Annotated in this window: 27 protein-coding genes and 5 pseudogenes; 29 read left to right on the forward strand and 3 right to left on the reverse strand. The window is 35.0% G+C overall.

Going from position 1 to position 24855, the window contains the following annotated elements:
• The first annotated feature begins 180 nt into the window (after positions 1-180).
• The 6 genes from MHH42_RS04580 (at position 181) to MHH42_RS04605 (ending at position 6318) form a co-directional block, all read left to right on the forward strand.
• Positions 181-1770 (forward strand): ABC transporter substrate-binding protein, encoded by a 1590-nt coding sequence (locus MHH42_RS04580; RefSeq protein WP_070172781.1) that lies wholly within the window; start codon positions 181-183, stop codon positions 1768-1770.
• 178 nt (positions 1771-1948) lie between these two features.
• Positions 1949-2899 carry an ABC transporter permease gene (locus MHH42_RS04585; protein WP_000278784.1) on the forward strand — a complete coding sequence of 317 codons (951 nt, stop codon included), beginning with the start codon at positions 1949-1951 and terminating at the stop codon, positions 2897-2899.
• A 6-nt stretch (positions 2900-2905) separates the two neighbouring features.
• A complete protein-coding gene (locus MHH42_RS04590) occupies positions 2906-3757 on the forward strand; it encodes an ABC transporter permease (RefSeq protein ID WP_001065314.1) in 852 nt (283 codons plus the stop codon).
• A gap of 26 nt (positions 3758-3783) precedes the next feature.
• Positions 3784-4776, forward strand: coding sequence for an ABC transporter ATP-binding protein (locus MHH42_RS04595; protein WP_070172782.1), 993 nt, complete (start codon positions 3784-3786; stop codon positions 4774-4776).
• Complete coding sequence (locus MHH42_RS04600; protein WP_141522470.1) at positions 4769-5740, forward strand: ABC transporter ATP-binding protein; 972 nt, start codon at positions 4769-4771, stop codon at positions 5738-5740. The genes MHH42_RS04595 and MHH42_RS04600 overlap by 8 nt, the downstream gene beginning before the upstream one ends.
• Before the next feature lie 197 nt (positions 5741-5937).
• A complete protein-coding gene (locus tag MHH42_RS04605; protein ID WP_000771851.1) occupies positions 5938-6318 on the forward strand; it encodes a BA_1872 family lipoprotein in 381 nt (126 codons plus the stop codon).
• A 181-nt stretch (positions 6319-6499) separates the two neighbouring features.
• On the opposite strand, the gene MHH42_RS04610 is transcribed toward MHH42_RS04605, so the two are convergent.
• Positions 6500-7285, reverse strand: coding sequence for a hypothetical protein (locus tag MHH42_RS04610; RefSeq protein ID WP_016107920.1), 786 nt, complete (start codon positions 7283-7285; stop codon positions 6500-6502).
• Between the two features lie 297 nt (positions 7286-7582).
• On the opposite strand from MHH42_RS04610, the gene MHH42_RS04615 reads away from it, so the two are divergent.
• The 13 genes and pseudogenes from MHH42_RS04615 to MHH42_RS04675 all read left to right on the forward strand — a co-directional run bounded on the left by MHH42_RS04615 (position 7583) and on the right by MHH42_RS04675 (position 14685).
• A complete protein-coding gene (locus MHH42_RS04615; protein ID WP_262736857.1) occupies positions 7583-8212 on the forward strand; it encodes a DUF4352 domain-containing protein in 630 nt (209 codons plus the stop codon).
• 272 nt (positions 8213-8484) lie between these two features.
• On the forward strand, positions 8485-8781 hold the full coding sequence (locus MHH42_RS04620) for a WXG100 family type VII secretion target (protein WP_000918593.1): 297 nt from the start codon (positions 8485-8487) through the stop codon (positions 8779-8781).
• Positions 8782-8941: 160 nt separating this feature from the next.
• Positions 8942-9217 carry a TIGR04197 family type VII secretion effector gene (locus MHH42_RS04625; protein WP_262736856.1) on the forward strand — a complete coding sequence of 92 codons (276 nt, stop codon included), beginning with the start codon at positions 8942-8944 and terminating at the stop codon, positions 9215-9217.
• 40 nt (positions 9218-9257) lie between these two features.
• A complete protein-coding gene (locus MHH42_RS04630) occupies positions 9258-9620 on the forward strand; it encodes a DUF3958 family protein (protein WP_262736854.1) in 363 nt (120 codons plus the stop codon).
• Positions 9617-10999 (forward strand): T7SS effector LXG polymorphic toxin, encoded by a 1383-nt coding sequence (locus tag MHH42_RS04635; protein WP_340892946.1) that lies wholly within the window; start codon positions 9617-9619, stop codon positions 10997-10999. The genes MHH42_RS04630 and MHH42_RS04635 overlap by 4 nt, the downstream gene beginning before the upstream one ends.
• A gap of 1 nt (position 11000) precedes the next feature.
• A complete protein-coding gene (locus MHH42_RS04640; RefSeq protein WP_097854596.1) occupies positions 11001-11672 on the forward strand; it encodes a hypothetical protein in 672 nt (223 codons plus the stop codon).
• A gap of 253 nt (positions 11673-11925) precedes the next feature.
• Positions 11926-12189 carry a DUF4176 domain-containing protein gene (locus tag MHH42_RS04645; RefSeq protein WP_001160636.1) on the forward strand — a complete coding sequence of 88 codons (264 nt, stop codon included), beginning with the start codon at positions 11926-11928 and terminating at the stop codon, positions 12187-12189.
• A gap of 36 nt (positions 12190-12225) precedes the next feature.
• A pseudogene (locus MHH42_RS04650) lies at positions 12226-12408 on the forward strand (ornithine cyclodeaminase family protein); the annotation flags it as partial.
• A 418-nt stretch (positions 12409-12826) separates the two neighbouring features.
• Complete coding sequence (locus MHH42_RS04655; protein ID WP_340892947.1) at positions 12827-13045, forward strand: hypothetical protein; 219 nt, start codon at positions 12827-12829, stop codon at positions 13043-13045.
• 276 nt (positions 13046-13321) lie between these two features.
• Positions 13322-13567, forward strand: coding sequence for a hypothetical protein (locus tag MHH42_RS04660; protein ID WP_002176016.1), 246 nt, complete (start codon positions 13322-13324; stop codon positions 13565-13567).
• Between the two features lie 113 nt (positions 13568-13680).
• A pseudogene (locus MHH42_RS04665) lies at positions 13681-13889 on the forward strand (hypothetical protein).
• A 1-nt stretch (position 13890) separates the two neighbouring features.
• A complete protein-coding gene (locus tag MHH42_RS04670; protein WP_340892948.1) occupies positions 13891-14154 on the forward strand; it encodes a DUF4176 domain-containing protein in 264 nt (87 codons plus the stop codon).
• Between the two features lie 81 nt (positions 14155-14235).
• A complete protein-coding gene (locus MHH42_RS04675) occupies positions 14236-14685 on the forward strand; it encodes a hypothetical protein (RefSeq protein WP_340892949.1) in 450 nt (149 codons plus the stop codon).
• Positions 14686-14886: 201 nt separating this feature from the next.
• On the opposite strand, the pseudogene MHH42_RS04680 reads toward MHH42_RS04675, so the two are convergent.
• A pseudogene (locus tag MHH42_RS04680) lies at positions 14887-15150 on the reverse strand (tyrosine-type recombinase/integrase); the annotation flags it as partial.
• A gap of 127 nt (positions 15151-15277) precedes the next feature.
• Here MHH42_RS04680 and MHH42_RS04685 point away from each other — a divergent pair.
• The 6 genes and pseudogenes from MHH42_RS04685 to MHH42_RS04710 all read left to right on the forward strand — a co-directional run bounded on the left by MHH42_RS04685 (position 15278) and on the right by MHH42_RS04710 (position 19162).
• On the forward strand, positions 15278-15946 hold the full coding sequence (locus tag MHH42_RS04685; RefSeq protein ID WP_141402700.1) for a hypothetical protein: 669 nt from the start codon (positions 15278-15280) through the stop codon (positions 15944-15946).
• Positions 15947-16128: 182 nt separating this feature from the next.
• Positions 16129-16284, forward strand: a pseudogene (locus tag MHH42_RS04690) (DUF4176 domain-containing protein); the annotation flags it as partial.
• A gap of 20 nt (positions 16285-16304) precedes the next feature.
• Positions 16305-16472, forward strand: a complete 168-nt coding sequence (locus MHH42_RS04695; protein WP_000490950.1) for a hypothetical protein — start codon at positions 16305-16307, stop codon at positions 16470-16472.
• 260 nt (positions 16473-16732) lie between these two features.
• Positions 16733-17999: pseudogene (locus tag MHH42_RS04700) on the forward strand (EndoU domain-containing protein); the annotation flags it as partial.
• 19 nt (positions 18000-18018) lie between these two features.
• Positions 18019-18348, forward strand: coding sequence for a hypothetical protein (locus MHH42_RS04705; protein WP_000872946.1), 330 nt, complete (start codon positions 18019-18021; stop codon positions 18346-18348).
• Between the two features lie 337 nt (positions 18349-18685).
• Positions 18686-19162, forward strand: a complete 477-nt coding sequence (locus MHH42_RS04710; RefSeq protein WP_002125637.1) for a DUF6985 domain-containing protein — start codon at positions 18686-18688, stop codon at positions 19160-19162.
• A gap of 193 nt (positions 19163-19355) precedes the next feature.
• Here MHH42_RS04710 and MHH42_RS04715 read toward each other — a convergent pair whose 3' ends face one another.
• The gene (locus tag MHH42_RS04715) at positions 19356-20678 is read right to left on the reverse strand and encodes an MFS transporter (protein WP_000035832.1); all 1323 of its coding nucleotides are present in this window, start codon (positions 20676-20678) and stop codon (positions 19356-19358) included.
• A gap of 225 nt (positions 20679-20903) precedes the next feature.
• On the opposite strand from MHH42_RS04715, the gene MHH42_RS04720 reads away from it, so the two are divergent.
• The 4 genes from MHH42_RS04720 (at position 20904) to MHH42_RS04735 (ending at position 24782) form a co-directional block, all read left to right on the forward strand.
• Positions 20904-22493 carry a sensor histidine kinase gene (locus MHH42_RS04720; RefSeq protein WP_340892950.1) on the forward strand — a complete coding sequence of 530 codons (1590 nt, stop codon included), beginning with the start codon at positions 20904-20906 and terminating at the stop codon, positions 22491-22493.
• 19 nt (positions 22494-22512) lie between these two features.
• On the forward strand, positions 22513-23190 hold the full coding sequence (locus MHH42_RS04725; RefSeq protein ID WP_061664133.1) for a response regulator: 678 nt from the start codon (positions 22513-22515) through the stop codon (positions 23188-23190).
• Complete coding sequence (locus MHH42_RS04730) at positions 23187-24155, forward strand: tripartite tricarboxylate transporter substrate binding protein (RefSeq protein ID WP_070172795.1); 969 nt, start codon at positions 23187-23189, stop codon at positions 24153-24155. Before MHH42_RS04725 ends, MHH42_RS04730 begins: the two co-directional genes overlap by 4 nt.
• A 225-nt stretch (positions 24156-24380) precedes the next feature.
• Positions 24381-24782, forward strand: a complete 402-nt coding sequence (locus MHH42_RS04735) for a (deoxy)nucleoside triphosphate pyrophosphohydrolase (protein WP_000739608.1) — start codon at positions 24381-24383, stop codon at positions 24780-24782.
• Positions 24783-24855 lie beyond the last annotated feature (73 nt).

Here is a 24855-nt window from a genome sequence, read left to right on the forward strand (position 1 = left end):
GCCTTTTGGTGGTCTTTTTTTGTGGGAGGTATTTGTTTCTATTAATAGATTTCAAACTTTCTACCTTTGCGAAAAAGTTTGACAATACATACTGGTAGTGGTAATTTAAAACTTATAAGAAAACTCGGGATTAATTCCGAGTTTTCTTATGGGTATAAACAGTTCGAGGGGGACCGAAAGATGAAACGGAAGTTATTTGCATTACCATTTGTCCTAATACTATTTATTGCATTAGCGGCTTGTTCTGGGGAAAAAGATTCTTCGAAGCAAGCGGGCACTAGTAAGTCAGGGAATCCGAAAGATGGAGGGGCGTTAACGATTGGTGTTAGCGATAATCCAGATACGATGAATCCGCTTTATGCGAACGATCGTGTGTCATTAACTGTGCAGCAAGCTTTATATGCGCCGCTATATCACATGGAAGACGGTAAGAAAAAGTTTGTTCTTGCTGAGAGCTTTACGCCTTCAGAAGATCAATTAACGTGGACGTTGAAATTAAAAGATAATTTAAAATGGCATGATGGTAAGAAAATTACATCAGACGATATAGCATTTACATTCCAATCTATTTTAGATGAGAAGCAAAATAGCTCAAGTCGTGAAAACTTTATTTTTAAAGGAAAACCGCTTGAGGTGAAAAAAGTAGATGAGTTAACGACTCAATTTGTTTTACCGCAAGTAAGTGCATCTTTCGAAGGTGTAATGAATGATTTCTTCCCAATTCCGAAACATGTATTTGAAGGGGAAGCAGATTTAGCGAAGAGTACGAAAAACTTACAGCCTGTTGGATCAGGTCCGTTTAAGTTTAAAGAGTATAAATCAGATGAGTACGTTGCATTAGATCGATTCGATGATTATGTAGGTGGTAAAGCTAAATTAGACTCTATCGTATACCGCGTTGTAAAAGACCGTAATACAGCAAATGTTTCACTGCAAAATGGTCAAATCAACATGAAGATGATTGAGCCGCAAGACTTTAAGAAATTAGATAGCACTGGGAACTTCTCAATGGTGACATTCCCTGAAGGTAGATTATTCTACTTATCTTATAACATGAATACAGATTTGATGAAGAAAAAAGAAGTGCGCCAAGCAATTGCGCATGCGTTAGATAAGAAAGAAATGATTAACTCAGCGTTCGTTTCAGGTGAATTTGCAGAACCAGCAAATTCAATCTTAACGCCAGATGCTATGTATTATGCGAAAGATATTAAAGACTATAAGTATGATAAAAAAGAAGCGAAAGATTTATTAGCAAAAGCTGGCGTGAAAGATAAAGAAAAAGTACGAGTTATGTATGTAACGAATAATAAAATTATGGAAAGCTTAGCGTTATATACACAACAAAAATTACAAGAAGTTGGCTTACAAGTTGAACTAAATGCATTAGATGCTAGTGCGGCAAGCGAAAAAGGCTTAGATAAAGAGAATAAAGAATATGACATTACATTTGGTGGTTACATTATGGGACCTGAGCCAGATTCATATAAGAGCTTATTCTTAAGTAATGCAGAATACAATTATGCACGTTATAAAAATGCTGACTTCGATAAGCTATGGGAAGAAGCTGCAGTTGAAACTGATAAAACAAAACGCGCAGAGCTATACCATAAAATTCAAGAGACAGCTAGAGAAGACGTACCTTATCTACCAATCGCTTATCCGAAAGCAGTTATTGCAGTAGATAAAAAGTTTGATGGATTAAAAGAAGCGAAAGCAATTCCTGTCACAATGTTTGAAGATCTATCTAAGATTTATGAAGTGAAATAAGAAACAGTAAAGAAGCTGGTGGAAATCAGCTTCTTTATCCCGCTTCAACGGGCAGTAAGACTCCCGCCTCAAAACTCGATGAATGCGAGGAAGTAGGGCGGGAGTCGTCGGATTGTCCATTAAAGCCTAATTGGTGCAGGTTGATTAAAGTTTCGCTTTATCCTGAGGGGGGAAGTTTGTGTATAAAGTAATTGCAAAGAGGCTTTTAAATGCAATTCCACTTTTATTTGTTATTTCTATTATTTCTTTTCTATTAATAAAATTAGCGCCAGGGGATCCGGTTCGAAACTTTGTCACGCCGAATATGAGTCCAATTGACGTGGAGCGTATTCGCAAAAGTTTAGGACTAGATCAACCCATTTACGTGCAGTATTTTTTATGGTTAAAAAACATTTTAACAGGAAACTTTGGTTACTCGCTTCAAAATCATCGTCCTGTTTTGGAGCTTATCACAGAAAGATTACCTGCAACAATTGGGTTAATGGGATCATCTTTACTCGTCTCATTCGTAATCGCAATACCACTTGGATTATTTACAGGTGTGAAAAAGAATTCATACTTTGACCGCATTATAAACTTTATTTCATACGTTGGTATTTCTATGCCGGTTTTCTGGTTTGCACTACTATTAGTCTACTTATTCTCTTTAAAATTGAACCTACTTCCGAGTATGGGTATGCGCACCGTAGGTAAAGATTCTGTCTGGGATATTGTGCAACACGGCATTTTACCTTGCATGGTGCTAGCGTTCCAAAACGTATCTGTTTATATGAGATATATTCGTTCAAGTACGATTCAGCAATTAGAAGAAGAATATGTACAAATTCAATATGCGTACGGCGCTTCAAAGAAAACAGTGTTATTTAATCACGTACTTCGAAATGTATTAATACCGATCATTACAATTTTCGGATTATCGATTCCAAGTTTAGTAGGCGGAGCGTTTATTACGGAAACAGTATTCTCATGGCCAGGACTTGGTTCACTGGGGGTAAATGCTATTTTTAGATTTGATTATCCGATTATCATGGCAATTACATTACTATCATCATTCATGTTAATTCTCGGTAACTTAATTGCTGATATTTTATATGGCGTAGTAGATCCGCGCATTCGCATGAGGGGGTGATTTGGAATGAATAATAGGAGATTTCAAACGATAAAAAGTAGTTTTACAAAAAATAAGTTTGTAGTAATGGGAGTTATTATACTTTCGGTTTTAACGATCGCATCAATTTTTGCATTCGTATCGCCATACGATCCTAGTAAAATGTCGATTCCAGATCGTTTACAAGAACCGAGTTTAAGTCATCCTTTCGGAACGGATGATTATGGAAGGGATTACTTAACGAGGGCGTTATATGGCGGACGCGTTTCACTTGCGGTCGGTTTCCTTGCGATGGTTGTTTCTATTACAATCGGCACTGCAGTTGGAACAATTAGCGGATATTTTGGCGGAAAGTTAGACAACTTTTTAATGCGAGTTGTTGAAGTACTTATGTCAATTCCATCATTCTTTTTAATGCTACTATTAAATGCGTATTTAAAACCAGGAATTACGACGTTAGTTCTTATTATTGGATTACTAACGTGGATGGACACTGCGCGTATCGTAAGGGCAGAAACGTTATCTGTAAAAGAGCGAGAGTACGTTTTATACGCAAAAGTATCAGGACAAAAATCACTCATGATAATTGTAAGACATATCATTCCTAACATTTTATCAACCATTATAATCGCCGCGACATTAACTATTGCGACATCGATTTTAATGGAATCATCACTTAGCTTCTTAGGATTAGGTATTAGAGAACCAGATTCTTCTTGGGGCAGCATGCTAAACAATGCGCAAGGATATATTGGTGAAGCTTGGTATTTAACACTCTTCCCAGGATTTCTTATCCTTTTAACGGTACTTAGTTTTAACGTAATTGGTGAAGCGCTTAAGAAAGCTTTCGCGCCAAAAGGAGCTGGACATGAAAACTAACGTGTTAAGTGAAAGGAGTGAGAAACGTGTCTGAAAAACTACTAGAAGTGAAAAATTTAAAGACTTCTTTTTTCATAGAAAGTGGCGAAGTTGAAGCAGTTCGCGGCGTTACATTCTGCTTAAATAAAGGAGAAGTAGTCGGTATCGTTGGGGAGTCTGGAAGCGGAAAGAGTGTAATGGCAAAGTCCGTTATGTCTCTCGTTACGTCGCCAGGGAAAGTGAAAGAAGGAGAGATTCTTTTTCATAATGAAAACATCCTTTCTAAATCTGAAAAAGAATTGCGTTCTATTCGAGGAAATCAAATTTCACTTATCTCTCAAGATCCAATGTCGGCGCTAAATCCAGTCGTGAAAATTGGGAAGCAAATGACGGAAGTAATTATACGACATCAAAAAGTGAAAAAGAAAGAAGCAGAGCAGATCGCGATCAACTTGTTAAAACAAGTCGGTCTTTCTTCACCAGAAGAAAGGGTAAAACAATATCCGCATGAACTAAGCGGCGGTATGAAGCAGCGAGTTATGATCGCAATGGCGATGTCTTGTAATCCAGACCTTCTCATTGCGGACGAACCGACGACAGCACTTGATGTAACGATACAAGCACAAATACTAGATTTAATGAAAAACTTAAAGAACGAAACGAATATGGCGTTACTTCTTATTACGCACGACTTAGGAATTGTCGCGCAAAACTGTACACGTGTCATCGTTATGTACGGCGGGCTTATTATGGAAGAAGGACCTGTACTTGATATATTCCAATCGCCGAATCATCCATATACGAAAGGGCTATTAAACTCCTTGCCGAAAATATCGAACGGCGTAAAAGAAAGACTCGCGCCAATTCAAGGTGTAACGCCAAACTTACTACATCCGCCGAAAGGTTGCCCATTCGCAGAGCGTTGTCCGCATAAGATGGACATTTGTGAAAAAGAACGTCCGCCATATTTTGAAATCGGAAACGAAAGACGCTCTATGTGCTGGCTAAACGATGAAAAAGTAGGTGATTCCCATGAGTGAAGAAAACTTAATTGAAGTTCGGAACTTAAAAAAGTATTTTCCTATTAAAAAAGGACTATTCGGCAGAAAAACGGAGCAATTAAAAGCAGTCGATGACCTTAGCTTCACAATTAAAAAGGGTGAAACATTCGGATTAGTAGGAGAATCTGGCTGCGGAAAATCAACGACAGGAAGAAGTATCATTCGTTTACACGATGTTACTTCAGGCAACGTTTTATTCGATGGAAAAGATATCGCAAGCTTAAAGGAAAGTGAACTAAAAGAATATCGAAAACGAATGCAAATCATTTTCCAAGATCCATACGCGTCATTAAACCCGGCAATGAACGTGTTCCAAATTATTAGCGAACCGATGAACATTCACGGCTCTTACACAGCCGAAGAAAGAAAAGAAATCATTCTAGACCTACTCAAAAAAGTTGGCCTAAAAGAAGAACACCTATATCGCTACCCGCACGAATTTAGCGGAGGCCAAAGACAGCGAATTAGCATCGCGCGCGCACTATCTGTAAAACCGGACTTCATCCTATGTGACGAACCAATCTCAGCACTCGACGTCTCAGTTCAAGCACAAGTCGTAAACATGCTGCAAGACATCCAAGAAGAAACAGGCGTCACATACTTATTCATCGCACATGACCTATCTATGGTAAGACATATATCAGACCGAATCGGAGTCATGTACTTAGGAAACATAGTAGAAATTGCCGACAGCGAAGACCTATACACAAAACCGGCACATCCATACACACAAGCACTACTCTCATCCATGCCAGAACCAGACCCAACAAACGCAGGAAAAGAACGAATCATCCTAGAGGGTGAAGTTCCAAGCCCGCTCAATTCACCATCCGGCTGCAAATTCAGAACGCGCTGCAAATTCGCCACTGAAAAATGCGCGCAGGAAGTACCGAAGATGGTCGAGATTGCGAAAGGGCATAAGGTGGCTTGTCATTTATTTTAGATTTGAGGAAAAGCATTGGGGGGACCTGGTGCTTTTTTTGTGTGCGGGGGTGTGGGGTTGGTTGTAGATTAATGGTCAGTGATTGTTTGTATTTGCATCTCTTGTCATATAATTTCCCTTATTTTTTAACTATAATTGTAATGATATGTTAGATTGTATATTTTATCCTTAATATATTTAAAGGAAGGGGACTCTCTATGAAATTACTTCGCTCATTTCTCATTTTCACTCTTGTTGTATTGTTAAGCGCATGTAATACAGCAACAAAAGTCACAAAGGTTCAAAAAAATGGCGAAACGACTTTAACAATTGGTTCTTTGCAGGGGTATTACGATGTACAAACGCTTAAAGCTGAAAAAGGAAATGTGGAAATTCCTTATGAGGCAGCAGTTGAAGAAGGTACGATTTTATTGCAAGTCAAAAAAGATGATAAGGTCATTTATGAAGAAGAAGTTACTTCTCAAAAAGAGGGTTTGCTTTCTTTTGAAGCGCCAAAACCCGGCTCATATGATTTAATTGTACGCGTGAAGGGTGAAGAAGAGAAAGCGAAAGGGATTCAAATACATACGAAGCTATGAAAAAACGGCAAGCGGAGTATAATCGCTTGCCGTTTCCATTTCCAGTTGGTTCTGGCATAACAAATGCTCATCAATTTCAAGAAGTGAACGTAAAGTAATTCCGAAGTATACAATATTTTACTTTCAGCGATGTAATCCCTAATAAAAGATTCAATAAATTTTATAATGTAAATATTTAATTCTAATCATTAAAAATCCTACTTTTTCTTACTTTAATTGTTTCTAAAATATAAATAAGAATACCTAAACCAAATATCTTTTCAGCATTAGAAATATTATTACCTAATTTAATAATAGGTACATTTAAGCCAAATCTTTCATTCCATTCTAAAGGCATATATCCCCTCTTGCAGTTTATTAATATACGATCATCCATTGTATGAAAAGACGTTTCGAAAAAATCAAATTCCACTTCTATCTCAGAAATTTTTATCTCTTTTTCATTCATCAAAGAACCACGTACCATTCCAAATCCTTGTATCATATTTTCTTTAAACATACCTACACAATTATAATTCGAATCATAAATAGCCCAATCATAATTTTCAACTTCACTTTGAAAATATGCGAGAATTTCTCCATCACTTGCTTCCAATCCAAAAACTTCTTTATTTTTTAAAATAGGTAATGTTGAAGAAATCATCTTTGTTCCTGCTACATATCTTCCATCAGGAGTATATAAACCTAAATGTTTATTATTGCCGGGTAATTCTAACAAAACATAAGTATCAATATCCCAAAATGTTAAATCATTTTTAACTATATTTTTTTCTAGTAAATTTCCTTTTCTTAATTGCCAAAATCCAATACTAAAAAATACAAGAGAAGCTATAATAATTAAGATTACTGGTCCCCAATTAATGTTACCCCAAGTATTATACATACCAATTAATCCATAAAGAAAAAGTCCAGTTCCAATTAAACACTTAAACTTCCCTCTTTTTTTATAATACTCAAATAATTCCACGCAAACACCTCTATCAGTTGGTCTTAATATTTCAATTATCCTTCAAATGGTCACATTACCGAAAGTGAAAAATTGTACGCTAAGGGTGTAAAAACCTATTATAGCAGGTTTTATAGAGCATATAAGTCTATGTTGATGCTACCCCAATATAGACTTATATTTAACTTTATAATAAAAGAGGACGTGGAGTAACTGGATTATTCTTAATCATTCGACAAGATGCAACAATTTAAGATGGTATTTTTTGCTATGATAAGTAAGGAATTTACATATCGTGTTATTGGGGGATAAAAAGAGATGTTGAAAAAATTTACTACATGTATTTTAGGTGGCGCTTTAGTATTCAATTTATCTGGTTGCGACAATACATCCGACAAAACTTCTTCAGAATCTAAAGAAACCAATTCTAAACAAGAAGAAAAGAAAGTGCAAACAACTGATGAGGCGAAAACGAAAGAGAATACAAAGCAGAAAAATACAGAACAAACAAAAGAGAAATCAAAAATAAAAGAAAAAGAGTATGCTGTAAACAAGGATTTTCATACACCTAAATTTGATGTAACTGTAAAAAGAGTTGTAGAAAGAGATAAGGTTGGTAAAGAAAGTATAGGATTCCAAAAACCTGAAGATGGACATGTCTTTATTGTTGTAGAAGCAGAAGGGAAAAATATCACAAACGAACCGATGAAATTAGCCGTTTTACCATCAGTGGATTTAGTGGATGAAAATGATAATGCTTACCAAAGTGATGTGTTGGCAGCTAGTAGTTATGCGGTTGAAAAAGGCGAGACCTCTACTCTTACTAAGGGATTAAAACCAGGGGAGGTAATGAGAGAAAGTAAAGTTTACGTGATTAATAAAGAAAAATTTGATACAGGAAAATGGTATGTACTTGTTAACCATGAGTATAAGGAACAAATTAAGTAGTGTTTATTTATTAAGAGGAGATGGCTCCTCTTTTTTTGTTATAAGTTAACACAGAATTTCGTTATGAGGGACTACCTTTTGGTGGTCTTTTTTGCATAAAATCTTGTAAAGCAAGAAAAAGTAGAATATTTAATGATTAGAATTGAATATTCATATTCTAATATTCAATAGAAAGATAAAACGTTTAAAAGTTCAGAATAATGCTTTATAATGTATTTAGTAAAATTAACCAATGTATATTTTGCTCATTATGTATTAAAGGGGAAATGAAAATGGCTGGACAAATTCGTATGTCACCAGAGGAGCTTAAATCGAAAGCAGCTCGATATGGACAAGGTGCAAATCAAATTGAGGACATTTTAAGTCAACTACAAAACTTACAAAATGAATTAAGAGGCGAATGGGAAGGACGTGCTTTTGAAGGTTTTGACCAACAGTTCAATCAATTAAAGCCAAAGGTACAAAACTTCGCACAGCTATTACAAGAAATTAATACGCAGCTTAATAAAACTGCAGAGGCTGTTGCTTCTCATGATGAAGAATTATCACGTAATTTCGGTTTGAAATAAAAATTGTCATACTCTATATAACAAGCATTTCAAATGAGCCATACAGCTTATATTGTATGGCTCATTTGATTGCATGCCTAGCGAGTGATATTGATAGGGATATATATTTAATGAGATTTCTTTGATGCGTTTGGAAAACTTATAGAAAGGGTTTGAAAGAATGGGACAATTTCAAAGTAATTTACAAACAGCAACGCAAATTGCTACGAAAATGGGATCAGCCTCTGATAGGATTCAAAGTGCAACCAGTCGTTCCATAACAAAGGCGACGCGTACAACATTATCTGTTAACTTCAAAGCACAAGAAGCGAATCAGCAAGTTTTAGACTTGACGAAACAATTTTCCGCTGCCTTTCAACAAGCGGTTGATAATATTCATTCAGTATCTAATGAATTTGAGAGAATGGATAACGAACTTCACAGCACTTTTCGCTAATGTGACAACCTACGTAAAGTAAAATAGTAGGAGGAAAAAGATGGATCGGGATATTGAAAATCAAATTAAAGAGTTAAATCTAAAGTTACGAAGTGTATTTGAAGAACAGGACCGAAATCAATCTGCGATTCAAGCTCAAGAACAAGCGGAAGCAGATTTTTATGAATGTAGAAGTCGAAATCGTCGTTTGTTTGATCGAATTTTAGGAACTTGGCATGGTGATAGAGAAATGTCTCAGTTTTTTATGAATACATATCAAGATGCACAACATATTGAAAGAAAAGTCACATTTGAATTGGAAAACAAAAAAGAAACGTTGCTTAAAGAAAGACGAGACCTTAGTAATTTAGAAAACGACCTTTCCTATCAACAACAACAATTAGCAAGGGAGGTCAATGCATGAGTTTAAATATGTATTTAGGAGAAGTACAAAGCCAAACTCAAAGCATGAATGCTGTATGTACTGCTACCATTCAAGGTATGGAACAAGCCATTCAGTCGATTGACGCTTTTGCAACTGATACTGTGTTACAAGGGCAAACATATAGCAGTGCAAAAGCATTTTTTGTACAAACCTTTCGTCCTTTAGCGCAAGGAATTATTTACTTATGTGAAGAGCTAATCCGACAAAACAATGCCTTTCCAAGTCAATTTCAATCACAGGTAGCTCAGGCAGATGTTATTGAACAAGAAGTGTTAGAACAAATTCGAGAAATTGACCGAATGAAAACAAGTATGGAAGCTGTCAATCAAGCTATGCCAATGCCGGGTATGGATGCCATGGTAAATCTTTTTATTGTTATGAGGCAAAAACTGCAAGAAAAGCTGGATCATTTGTATCAATTCAATCAGACCTCTAGTAATAATTATAGTACAGCACTTCAATTAGCAACTAGCATTGCTGCAGGTCTTGCAGAAGTTCAAAGTGGAAAAGGGTTTAGTGTTGTCAGCGGTACATTTAGTACACAAGGATTGAATATGGATTGGACGGGGCCTATTCAAAAAATTACAGAAGATAAAGTTCGTGAAGTTGAAAGGTTAAATAAGGATTCTGAATCTGGTGAAGTAGACAAAAAAGAGTCGTTTTTAGGTATGACTGGATTCAGTTGGAATGCACCATTGGATGGACCGGGGAATATATTCGGAACACTTACAGGTGCAGCGGCAGTAATAGAAAAGGCTAATAAAGTAATTAATGGTTATAAGGTAACATACGATTTGGACAGAAGAGCACAACGCGTCCTTGTAAGAGAATATTCCGGTTTTAAGGGCAATAAAAAAATTAATGGAAAGTATAGGGATTATAAGATTTATTATGTAGATGATGTCGCGGCAAAAATGACAAATGGAAATGCTAGCAAGACGATAAAAGAAATAGATGCTCTTATAAAAAATGGAAGTGTGCTAAGTGCGTCTAAATTAGCTTTAAAGGATAAGCTTGGATGGTTTAGTGTGGCTATAGACTCATATACGGATACAAGTGAGAATATCAAAAATAATGAATCAAGTGATAAAATCGCAGGAGATATTATTGGTAATGTTGTTGTAGGAGGAGCAGTAACCGTAGGGGCAACGGCTCTTACAGTTATGGCCCTCCCAGCAGCACCAGTTCTGGCGGTTGCCGCAGCTGGATTTGCTTTTTCAGTAGGACTAACATATTTCACAGAAGGTGTGAAATGGGATGTTGATTTAGATGGTGATGGTGAAGATGACAGTATTAAGGATATGGTGAAAACGGGTTCGAAAAAAGCTTGGTCAACAGTAGCGGGGTGGTTTAATTAATATGAAAAAAAGTCTAGATTTTAATAAGAAAGCTTTTGCACATTATATGGCTCTTTATCCTGTAAATGAAATAAGAGTCCACGTAATTGGTCTTGTCCTCTTGGGGGCAGACGTGTTCGTTCTTTTGCCTGCGTTTGCGAATCCTTTTCGATTACTTTATGTATATATAGTAACTCCTCCAGTTATTTTTTTAAATTTGTGGGCGATATGGATTGCTATCAATCCTCGGAAACGACAATTACAATACACTCTATTTCGAGGAGTATATGGCATCATATGTTCAGTCGGATTATTGGTTATAACTCAAAAATATGCTTATGAAGTGTTACAATTACAAACTCCCATCTATTTTATTCTTTCATTTGGTTTGTATGGTTTTGCTTTGTATCATTTTTATAAAAATCATATTGAAAAACTTCAGGAACCAAGAAAAAAATCAAAATCATCGAAAGGAACTGGTGGTGTAAAAGTAGCAGCTATTGCAGCGGGATCGGGGCAGTTAATTGCTAATATAATTCTTAGCATTGCAACACAACAGATGGGGGCAATTGTATTTATGTGTGCATGCACAGTGATTTCGTTTGTTTTGTTTTATATGATTATAGAACTCCATAAGTATTATTATTTACGGAAGCATATAGAAGATGGAGGGAAAATACGTATAGGATTTTAAAGAGGATTTGTTGCATTTCAAGTATATAATCGCATTCTTCTTATAGTTGGTTAAAGGATAGAAAAAATAGGAGGGAGAGTTAATCTCATGAATGTGGAATTACATTTAGATAGCAGAGATATCTTTTTTCTATTTTGGGTGATAGGGATAAATAATACTTAATCGAAAACGACAGGATGGTGCAAGTGAGATTCTGCTCTATTTAAATAATCTTTGAAAAATATATCAGCCGTATAAGAAAGGGCGGAGAATTATGCAATTTTCTAAAGAAAAGCTGTTACCAAATGGCTCTATTGTTCTGTTAAAAGGAGGGACAAAAAAGGTTGTAATTTACGGGAGAAAACAACTACTTATGGTTGAAGAACCGGTTATGTATGACTACATAGGCTGTTTTTATCCAGAAGGATATATTGATCCTGATTATACATTTGTATTTAATCATGATGCTATTGAAGAAATTATATTTGTAGGTTTTATAGATGAGGAAGAAGAGGCATTTGTAGGATTGCTTAATTGAATGTGATTTAGAAACAGGTGACCTTCAAATTCTGATAAAACTAGCAATCTCCATGCCGAACTTGGACAAGTTATAAGCAGGGAAAAAGCTGGACGCGAAAATGATGAAGAGATTACTATTTTCAAATCAGTTGGTTTGGCAGTAGTAGATATTATCGCTGCGAAGTATTTGTATGAGAAAGCGGTGGAGTGCGGGATGGGGAATAGGATTGAGTTTTGAGACTGCCTTTTGGTGGTCTTTTTTGCATAAAATCTTGTAAAGCAAGTAAAAGTAGAATATTCAATAGAAAGATAAAGTGTTTAAAAGTTCGGAATAATATATTACAATGCGTTTGGTGAAATTAACCAATATATATTTTGCTCATTAGAAGTTATAGCAGGTATTGACGATTATTCCTTAAAGGCAGCATCGGAAGCTTCTACACTTAAGTATGAAGTAGAAGTAAGTATGCTACATTTTCTAGATTGGTTACCAATTATTGGAGATGCAGACCTGAAAATTAAAGGTGATTTGTGATTGGGTGCAATAGGTTTGAAAGGTAGCGTTGGAAAAGAAACTGGTATAACAGTTCCTGTTTTAGAGGGGTTTACTATGGGAAGTAGTTTTAAATTTGAAAAACCTGAGGAGAAAAAATGATATGAAAACACCATCGTATAAACCATTATATATTTTAGTTTATGTCGTAATATTCGTATCTATTATAGGGTTAATGATTACTCCATTCAACAATTGGTGGGAAAAATTATTAGGAACTATCGTTCTCATTCTTTTGGGAGCAGGTTTAATATGTTTTTTAAAATTCGGACGGTGGGCGCAAGAGAAATTTTATGATAAATTTACAAAAAAACGGAATTAATATAAGACTGGAGTAATTAAGATATGCGTACAATAAATAGAATCCTGACTTTTACTGTATGTATTATGTTTATGTTGTTAATTGGGGCTTCGTCTACTATACGGTTAGAAGATAAACTTTTATTTATAGGTTTGCTGCTAATTTGCAATGTTATTGCATACTTTACAGTAGAGTATATCTATAAACGTATAGACAATAAGAAAAAACAGTAGATTTATAATTCGCAAAATTTATTTAATATTTAGGAGGCAAAAGTATCAATGAAACTATTACCAAATGGTTGGTTTTACAGTAGTCCAAGCTGGAATAGAACAAGAGAATATTAAAGGATTTGGAATAGGAGCTGAGGCTAAAGTAGCTCTTGCTACTGCAGAGTTAGGTGCTCATGTGGAAAATGGAAATTTACATATAGGAGCTGAAGCTACTCTAGTAAAATATGAGAGTGCTATAAAAATTCCTATTCCATTTATGGATAAAAAGTTACAAACTGGGGGATCAGCATCGCTTGGAACACTCGGTTGATCTTTTGAAGCTGGAAAAAGTGGATTCAAATTCCATGCACCATTTGGTCCTGATGTAGGTTTATGGGGATTTGGTTTAGAAGTTAATGTTAAGGAATAAAGGAGATAAGTAGTATGAATAAAAAAGTGAAACAATTTAAATATTTTATGATTATATTAGCTTGTATTGCAATTTTTGGTACAATTTTACCTAATGCATTGGATCCAAATGAAACATTAGCAGGTAACATTTCGGTTGCAGTTTTGGTACAATTGGTACTTGTTTGTTGTTTTCTATCACTTATTTCCTTATAAAAAAGGTTATTTTAAGAAGGGGAAACTAAGATGGTACAAAATTTAGAGTTAGAACTACTTCCAATAGGTTCGGTTGTGAAATTTAAAACATGGGAGCAACCTTTGATGATATATGGTAGAAAACAGGAAGATTCAAAAACTAAGGAAACTTGGGATTATGTGGCTTGTTATTATCCTATTGGAAATGTTTCAACTGAATATAATATGTTTTTTAACCATAAATACATATCAGAAGTTATTTTTACTGGTTACATAAATGAGGATGAAATTAAGTTGCGTGAAGATTTGAAATAATAATTTGAAATTTATAACTATAATAAAATATATATATCTTAATGGATATAATTTTTTATTATAGTTATTTTTATAAGTTTAATGGTGAAAATTTTATTGGGAATAGAAGGGGTAATGATAGTGAAAATGATAGTGAAAATTTTTAAAAATACAATTTTATTTGTTTTGTGTTTAGTAATTCTTAGTGGTTGTTTTACAAGAGAGGGAACTATTGTTGGTGGTAAAGTTCATGGTTCTTCAGATAGTGTATCAGGTAGTATATCTGGAGATTATAGAAAATTTACTGGATCTGCAACTCAAGATAGGAAAGTTAAAAAAGGTGAGAATTGGATTTTTTCTTTTGATGATAAAACTAAACAAGGAACTATAATTGCTTATGTTGCGGATTCAAATGATAATACAATACTAGAGTTTAATAGTGGCGAAGGCGAAAAAAATATTAAAGTGCCTAAGGATGATACATATAAGGTTAAAATTAAAACGGAAGAACATGGTGGGGAATTTCGAATATCATGGAAAAAAGAAAAATAGTTTTTTGATTGAAAAAGGCATCTAAAGATAGATGCTTTTTTAGTCTTTAATTAAATAGTTTTGAATCTGTATTCTGGTGAAATATATAGTAATCATGTTTTTTAAGTAGAGAATCAGCTCCAATTTAATTCAAAGAATTATTAAGTAATGTTTTTAAATCTGATTGTATATCAAATTTTTCTTTATGTTGATCATATATGATTAGATATAGAAATTATCTAGTATATTATCTTTTTCTTCCTTATTGATACCAATATATTTTAGTGTAATTTATGAGGTGCTATGATTGAGTATTTCTTACAACATAGCGAAATTTTTTGTTTGTTTATAGAACCAATAGCCGAAGGTTTTTCGCATAGTGTGGGTCCCAATAGATTCTACATTGGCAAAATCTCCGGCTTTTTGAAATTTTTGATAAGCCTAGATCTTATTAGTGGGTTGATCTCCTTTTCGAGTAGGGAATAATATTTCACAGAAGGTGTACAATGAGATGTTGATTTAGATGGTGAGGGTGAAGATAATAGTATTAAGGATATGGTGAAAACGGGTGCGAAAAAAGCTTGGTCAACAGTAGCGGGGTGGTTTAATTAACATGAAAAAAAATACAGATTTTAATAAAAAAGTTTTTGAATATTATATGGCTCTTTATGCTGTAAATGATATAAGATCGACTATAATTACTCTTGTGATTGGGATAGCAGATATATTTGTGCTTTTGCCTGCTTTTGCGAATCCTGTTCAACCGATATATATGTACATAATAGTTCCTCCAGTTGCTTTTTTAAATGTATGGGCAATATGGATTGTTATAAATCCTAGGAAGCGGCAATTACAATACACTCTATTTCGTGGGGTATTTGGCATTGTATGTTCAGTAGGATTATTAGTTATAACCCAAAAGTTTGCATATGGAATGTTAGGATTACAAACTCCCATCTATTTTATTTTTTCGGTTGGTTTGTATATTTTTGCTTTGAATTATTATTATAAAAATCATATTAAAAAATTTCAGGAACCAATCAAAAAATCAAAGTCATCGAAAAAAAACTCTGGTTTCGGAGTAGTGGCTTTTGTAGGATTGGGTCAACTCATTGCTAATATCAGTCTTGGTTTTGCAACACAAAAGATGGTAGCAATTGTATTAATGTGTGTATACTCCATGCTTTCGTTTATGTTGTTTCATTTCATTATGGAACTCCATAGGTATTATTATTTAAGGAAGCATATAGAAGGTGGAGGTAGAACACATACAACCTTTTAAAGAGGTTTATTGAATTTTAAGTATTGTGGTTGCGGTCCTCTTCTAGTCAGTAAAGACTATGGAAAAGAGAAGGGAGAAACAACATCATGAATATAGAATTACATTTAGATAAAGGAAGGACGGGAAATTACGCAATTATCTAAAGAAAAGTTTTTACCAAATGGTTCTATTGTTCTGTTAAAAGAATGTGGGATTACGTGTCTTGTCCATATCCTCACGGAAATTTGTCTAAAGAATACAATGTATTTTTTAATCATAATCAAATTGCTAGTTTATTTTTTAAAGGTTTTGAAACAGTTGAAGAGTTAGAGTTAAGAAATAAACTATCAAAATTTTAGTGAAAAGGTAGATTAATTATATGTTTTCAGGATTTCAATGGTTTCCTAAAAAATGGGGAAAAAGAAAAGTTTCAGAACAGTTTCATCAATCAAAGTTTGCTGATGAAGGTAAAGGTATTTTGATTACTATTTATGCTATAGATTTGTATTTTATATCTATTCCTTTAAAGGTAAAAAAATATAATTAGTTTTAATCATAAATATATTCTTTATTTGAAGGTTGGGGTAGTGCCCTTAAAATTTGAATTTACAATATTAATTTGTTTCTAGTCTTAAAAATAAATAACTTTAACATCGATAAGGATTTTGAGATAAGTCATACGAATACTTGTAAGCTTTAGTTGAAGTGTAAAATTAATTAAATATCTATCAATAGAATAAATCATATTGATAGATATTTAATATTGTAAATCTGCAAGTTCTTGATGTTATTTCAGTTTTTTATTAATTTCAATCACAGGTAGCTCAGGCAGATGTAATTGAAACAAGTATGGAAGCTGTTAATCAAGCTATGCCAATGCCAGGTATGGATGCCATGGTAAATCTTTTTATAGTTATGAGGCAAAAACTGCAAGAAAAGCTGGATCATTTGTATCAATTCAATCAGACCTCTAGTAATAATTATAGTACAGCAATTAGCAACTAGTATTGCTGCAGGTCTTGCGGAAGTTCAAAGTGGAAAAGGTTTTAGTCCCGTAAGTGGTACATTTAGTACACAGGGGTTGAATATGAACTGGACGACTTCCATTCAAAAAATGACAGAAGCTAAGGCACGCGAAGCGGACAATTTTGTAAATAATAATTTATCAGATGATAATATCGAAGAAGGTACAATGTATGATACCCCCACTGAAAAATCTATGCTCAGAAAAATTTGGGATGGTATATACGTTGGTTCTGGGCAAGTTATCGGAGGGATTGTAGAAGGATTCAATTCACTAGATGATACAGTAACAAAAGAAAATATTAAGTATGCTATAGGTCATCCCTTAGAGACAGCATATACCATGTATAATACTTTTTCTGATTCATTTGTGAATGATTTTTGGCATGGTGATGCAGAAAGTCGTGCAAAATGGGGAACAAGTACTTTTATGGAAGTTGGGATAGGATGGATTGGGGATAAAGGGATAGGCAGAGTAGGGAAAATAACTACACTCGGTGAAGGCGCGAATCTAGCAAAATTCTCAGAAGGTATCTCTTCCGTTTCGAATCAAATACCATTGAAAGACCAATTTGCTTTTGCTGGTGGAACTACTTTAAAATCCAATATTACAGGTAATACTTTTACACAAGCTAAAGATACTTTTTTATTCTTCGATAAATTCAAAGCACACCCTAATTCTGTTTTCTTGAATAATAAAGCTGTTGAACATCTTTTTCATGGAAACTTTAATAGAAATAGAGAACCTGGTGGGTACCATCATGAGAGTATGATGGGAGGCGGAAAAATAAAACCTGGAACTGAGTCACCACCTAATCGTTTTGGTGTATATACTGCTGAAATCGAAGTTAATGGGGTTCTAAAGGAATCACCATCGACCTTTTTCCCAAAACATTGGGATAGAACTAAAGTAATGGAAGCCATTCATGAGGCTTTTAATAATAAAAGACATCGACATGGCAATGTATATTCTGGTAAGACTTCTGAGGGAATGGAAATTAGATTTGTTCTTATTAATGATAAAATTATAACTGTTTATCCAAAGTACTAAAGATGGTGAGGTACCAAAAATGAAATATGATTATAAAATAACAAAATATGAAGATGTAGATTCTTTAAAAATAGAATTGCCTAAAGAAATAGAAATTGTAGCCACATTTTTAGAAGATGATATCCAAGGGATTCCCATTAAATGGTGGTTACAACAAATCGATGAAGTATTAAACAATATAAAAGAATATAATGAATTTCAAGGTAATCTATGTGCAGTTCAAGTGAAAAAAGAAGAAACTCTGCTAGTCGATTTATATTCTAATCATGATCCTAATATATGTAAAATAGAAACAACTGAACTTAGAGATTTAATTGAGATATGGGGACAAGCACAAAAAAATGTATAAAAATAACAATTTAAAAAATAATTTTTATAAAAACATTTAAATTAAGACTCTTCTTAAGTGTGGGCTAGATAGCTCACGCTTTTTATTTCGGGTGACTATAACATTTATTTTTAAAATTTATAATCATACTATTTGTTGCGAACAAACTTTCAAAGAATCTATTGGTGCTACAGCTAATTGAAGGCGTATTAACAATTTGAGAGTAGTTATTGATAAGAATGGAAATGTAATAGCTGTGTTCCTAAAGAATAAGAAAAGTTTAACATGAGTTTATTTTTTTTATTCGGGGAATATGGGCGTAATTGGTTATCGAGAAAAAATTCAGGAGAATAAAATTATGAAAAAAATAAACCATGAATTATTTGGTGAAATTGTTCACGATTTATATTGGAGCGGACAACAAAAGATAACTATTTTTGGGCAGGAAAAAATAGTTTCTTTAACTATTGATGGAGAAGAAGATGATTTAATTCCTAAAGTTCAAGAAGAAGCATATAGGAAGTTCATTACTGATATGAACAAACTTACAAAAGAAGCTGAACAAGCAATATTCGAGTATTATAAAGAAGAATATATGGAATATAGAGATATGGTAGGTGATGAATCTGCTGATAAAATAGCGCCAATTATAACAACTATTCAAGAACTAGGAAAATTGGTGGAACCTGTTGGGTTAAGTATATTACCAGATTTTGAAGATGGAATTAGAAGAGTTGGATTAATATTCAATTGTACCTGGGAAGAGGACGGTGTCGGGGTGAAATTTGAAAATGAGCAAGTTGTAGAAGTTGGTTATCAAGACATCGTTATTTAAACTTCAAATTATGTGCTGTCACTATATCGAACAGAAGCTGGGTTTGTAAAATAACAATGAAACTACGTGTTTTTTCGTCATACAAAAACCTCTACATATAAGTAGAGGTTTTTAAATTATATATGAATGAATTATGCTTTTTTAGATAAAGCAAATCGAGTTCAGGTAAATGAAGAACATAGAATACATAATTTTAACTAGACTTATTATTAGCTAGTTTATCCCCACCACCAAGCTCCGCCTCAATCTGCGAAGTCTTCGATGACTCATCCATACGCCAATACGTAATAAAGCTGATCGCGATACATCCAGCTACGTAGAAGTAGAAGAGTGATTCCATTCCGATACTCTTTAGCCATAATGCGATGAACTCAGCTGTTCCGCCGAATATCGCAACGGTTAGTGCATATGGTAAACCTACGCCGAGTGCGCGAATTTCAGTTGGGAAGAGTTCTGCTTTTACAATTGCGTTAATCGATGTGTAACCAGTAACGATAATGAGACCGACCATCATGAGTAAAAATGCTACGATTGGTTCTGTCGTTTTTTCCATGAAGAAGAAGATCGGTGCTGTTAGTAATGTTCCGAGAATACCGAAAGCCATTAATAGTGGGCGGCGTCCAATTTTATCGGATAATAGCCCCGCAATCGGTTGAAGTACGACGAAAATAAGTAGTGCGACAAAGTTAATCCAGCTTACAACTTCTTTCGGAAGGCCGACTGTGTTTACCATGAACTTTTGTAAATATGTTGTGTACGTATAGAATGCAACAGTGCCTCCGAGTGTTAGGCCGACTACTGTTAATACTGCTTTCGGATGTTTCATAAGAGCGCTAATGGTTCCTGCGCTTTCGCGTTTTTGCGATTTTATGTTTGAGAATTGCTCTGATTCATCCATCGTGCGGCGAAGCCATAATACAGCTACTGCGCCCATCGCCCCAATAATGAATGGAATACGCCATCCCCAAGCTTTCATATCTGGTTCGCTTAGTAATTGCTGAAGAACAATTTGAACACCTAACGCAACCATTTGCCCAGCAACGAGCGTTACATATTGGAAGCTTGAATAAAAACCACGGCGACCACTACTAGCCATTTCAGATAAATACGTTGCGGAAGTTCCGTACTCTCCGCCAAGTGATAATCCTTGCAGTAAACGAGCAAGAACTAAAATAATTGGTGCCATAATACCGATGCTTTCGTAACTAGGTGTACAGGCGATAATTAAAGAACCACCGGCCATAACTGTAATCGAAAGCGTTAATGCTGCCCGGCGTCCGTGCCGATCTGCATATCGTCCCATTAGCAAACTGCCGATAGGGCGCATTAAAAATCCAACTGCGAAAATAGCTGCTGTGTTCAGTAATTGACTCGTTGGATCACCTTTAGGAAAGAACTCTGCTGAAAAATAAACAGCGAAAGCAGAGTAAACGTACCAGTCGTACCATTCAATTAAATTGCCGACAGAACCTTTGAAAATATTACCGGCGACTCGGTTAGATTTTGCTTGAGCCATACTAATTCCTCCTCTTGCTTATAAATAAAATGATATTTATGAAAGCGCGTTCAATATAGTTGAATTGTACTGTTCATGAATTAAAATCTCAATATTATGACAATTTTATTCTTTTTGTACTTTATGAACATGGATATTTTTAATAGTTGCTTCATTTTCAGTTTTGTCATAATAATAGAAAAAGGAGATTGATAGTTTTGAATATTTTATCAAAGGATATGAAGCATGAAAAAATCACGCAAAGTGTCATTACAAACGAAAATAGTAAGCTTAATTATCGCGTTAATTTTATTTGTCGTTCTCCTATTAACGGGAATATTTGTTTACATTCAGTCCGTTGATACGAAGCGCCAAGTAGAACAGTTAGCGCTGCAAACGGCTAAATCTCTTTCTTTTATGCCAGCTATAAAAGAGGCTTTTCAAAATAACGAGCATAAAAGTAACATTCAATCTATTGCGGAACAAGTTCGCGAGCAATCTGGTGCCGATTATGTCATTATAGAAGATCGCTTTGGGGTGATGTATTCCCATTCTAATTCGGAGTTAATTGGCACAAAGAGTAACAACCCGTATAACTATGAAGCACTCACTTTTGGTGGTTATTATACACTCGAAGGAAATGGTACAAGTGGTCCAGCTTTAATGGCGAAGGCACCTATTATTGTTCATAACGGAGACTACGATCAAGTAGTAGGCGTTGTGACAGTAGAGTTTTCAATAAAAGGTATTGAATCTAATATACTGAGCAGAACGAAAGAAATTATACTCTTTTCATTAGCAGTATTATTAGCTGGCATTGTTGGTGGCATTCTTTTAGTACGTAGCATTCGTAAAGATACACTCGGTTTGGAACCGAATGAAATCGCAGCGTTATACCGGGAACGAAGCGCGATACTACTATCTATAAAAGAAGGGATTATCGCCATTGATCAAAACGGTTTTATTACGATGATGAACACCTCGGCAGAAGAAATGCTGCATGTAAATGATGAATATATGCAGCAACACATTTCAAAAGTTTTACCTGAATTTAATATGGAGAGAGTGTTAGAAAACGATCAAGAAATCGCGTTTCAAGATAAAGTGTTTATTTTAAATAGGACGCCGATACTTGAAAATAACAGTACGGTAGGCGTTGTATGTAGTTTTAGAGATAAAACAGAACTGCAAAACTTAGTGAACACAATATCTGAGGTAAGAAAATATTCCGAGGACTTACGTGCTCAAACGCATGAATTTACAAATAAACTTTTCGTCTTATCAGGATTACTTCAGTTAGGACATTACAAAGAAGCAATTGAATTTATCCAGCAAGAATCTACTATTCATCAAAGCCAAAATCATATTTTATTTCATCAAATTCACGATGCGAAAGTACAAGCTATTTTATTAGGGAAAATCGGAACAGCGTCTGAGAAGAAAATTGATTTTCATATTGAAGGAGATAGTGCGCTTCGTCCATTACCAGAACATATAAAAGTGTCGCATCTTATTACGATTCTTGGAAACATAATCGATAATGCATTTGATGCGGTGAGCGAACGAGAGGAAAAAAATGTTTCCTTCTTTGTTACGGATATTGGGCACGATATTGTGTTTGAAGTGATAGATAGCGGGATAGGGATACCAGAAGAAAAAATTACCCCCATTTTTCAAAAAGGATTTTCAACGAAAGGAAATGATCGTGGTTACGGGCTAGCGAACGTAAAAGAAATGGTAGATCTACTAGGGGGAACAATTGAAATTCAAAACGAGAAAAATGGGGGAGCGATTTTTACAATTTACCTTCCGAAAACATTTAGAGAAAGTACATGACAAACAGGGGGATGGGCATATGTTGAAGGTTGCAATTGCAGAAGATGATTTCCGCGTCGCGCAAATTCAGGAAGAGTTTTTATCAAAAATAAAGGACGTAAAAGTGATTGGGAAAGCATTGAATGCGAAAGAAACGATGGAATTACTACAAAGGGAAGAAATTGATTTACTTCTATTAGATAATTATTTACCAGACGGAATTGGAACCGACTTATTACCACAAATCCATGCTGATTTTCCAAACGTTGACGTCATTATGGTTACTGCGGCAAATGAAAACCATATGCTAGAAAAAGCAATTCGAAACGGCGTAAGCAACTATCTTATAAAACCGGTCACGTTAGAAAAATTCGTTCGCACAATTGAAGACTATAAAAGAAAGAAGCAATTATTACATAGTAACAATGAAGTGAATCAAGCACTTATCGATAACTTCTTTGGCCTTTCGCAAACACAAGACATAAAAAACTTACCGACAGGTGTAGATCCGTTAACACTGCAAAAAGTGAAAGGGATTATAAAAGGATTCGAAGAGGGCATTACAATAGAAGAAATGGGCGAACAAATGGGGGCCTCCAGAACAACCGCAAGAAGATACTTAGAATATTTAGTAGCGACCGGCGAATGCACAGTAGAGTACACATACGGCATTATCGGACGACCAGAACGAAAGTACCGAATAGGACGAGGACTATGAAAAAACGATTATTACTATGTATATGGATCATGACAGGAGTAATAGCGGGTTGTTCTTCGGAAAAATCCCATACGAATAAAGTAAACATAGACAAAGTAGAAATCGTTGCGCCAAACGTTCAAGGAGCAGGATGGGACTTAACAGCACGAGCGATGCAACAAACGTTGACAGAAGAAAAAATCTTCACAAAACCAATTACTGTCACAAACAAAGTAGGCGGCAGCGGTGATGTCGGATGGAAATATACGAAACAAAAAGGCGGTCACGTACTGGCGATTAACTCAAGCTTACTCATAACGAACAACCTACTAGGCCACAGTAAACTAACATATAAAGACTTCACACCACTCGCGACACTAGCATCGGACTGGGAAGTCGTTGTTGTATCAAAAGAATCAAACATAGAAAACGCAAAACAACTAATGGAACAACTAAAACAAAACAAGGAAAACTTCAAAATCGGCGTTGCCCCAGGCCTAGGAAACGACGATCACCTATCATTCGTACAAGTAAGCAAAGCATTCGGCATAAACCCTGCCGAACTACAATTCTTCGTCTACGAAAACAAAGAAAAAATCATAAACGCCCTAACGAACAAACAAATAGGCGCCGCAACCATGACCCTATCCGAAGCTGAAAAACAATACAAAGCCGGCAAAATAAAAATACTAGCCGTATCCGCACCAAAACGCCTAGACCGACTACCAGAAATTCCAACGTGGAAAGAACAAGGAATCAACGTCATCTTCCAGCACTGGAAAGGAATTATGGGCCCGAAAGATATGACGGAGGAAGAGGTTGCTTATTGGGATGGTGTGATTAAGAGGATGGTGGAGAGTGATAGTTGGAAGGGGATTTTGAGGGAGAGGGGTTGGGAGAGTTTTTATAAGGGGAGTGGGGAGAGTAGGGGGTTTTTGGAGGAGAGTGATTTTAGGTACGAGGAAATGGTGAAAAAAGAGGCTTAAAAGGGAAGTGTTCAATCAGGCTTTATTTTTGTAGTTACTTCTATATAATATAAAAGAGATGAGAGTGTTAGGCTAATTACATTAAAAGAGCTAGATAGGGATAGATAAAATCTAGCTTACTGATTAAAAATATATTAGTCGTTAAAAGATATAAAAGGTATTTTTCAGTCTATAAAGTGTGGAAACATAAAGTATAGAGTTTCTGTGAGATTTAAGGAGGACATAATGAAGAAAAATATTTATGTTGTTGGAGCAGTAATTGTTCAAGATGAGAAAATTTTATGTGCACAAAGAGGACCATCTAAATCGCTACCTCTTATGTGGGAATTTCCAGGTGGGAAAATAGAAGAGGGAGAAACACCTCAAGAGGCGTTAAAGCGTGAAATTGATGAAGAAATGCATTGTAGCGTGCAGATTGGTGAGCAAATTGATTATACAGCCTATGAGTATGATTTTGGTATTGTTCATTTGAAAACTTTCTATTGTAAACTTGTTGAAGGAAGTCCGGTTCTAACTGAGCACGTAGCAATTAAATGGTTATATCCGAATGAACTAGCAGCTTTAGAGTGGGCACCTGCGGATATCCCGACTATTGAGAAATTATCAAAAGAATCGATTGTAAAGTAATTTGAAAAAAACTATTCGTTTTATACGGATAGTTTTTTATATTTGTAATAAATTTGCACTTTAAATCAGTGAG

Source organism: Bacillus sp. FSL L8-0099, from assembly GCF_038006385.1.
GTDB lineage: Bacteria > Bacillota > Bacilli > Bacillales > Bacillaceae_G > Bacillus_A > Bacillus_A toyonensis.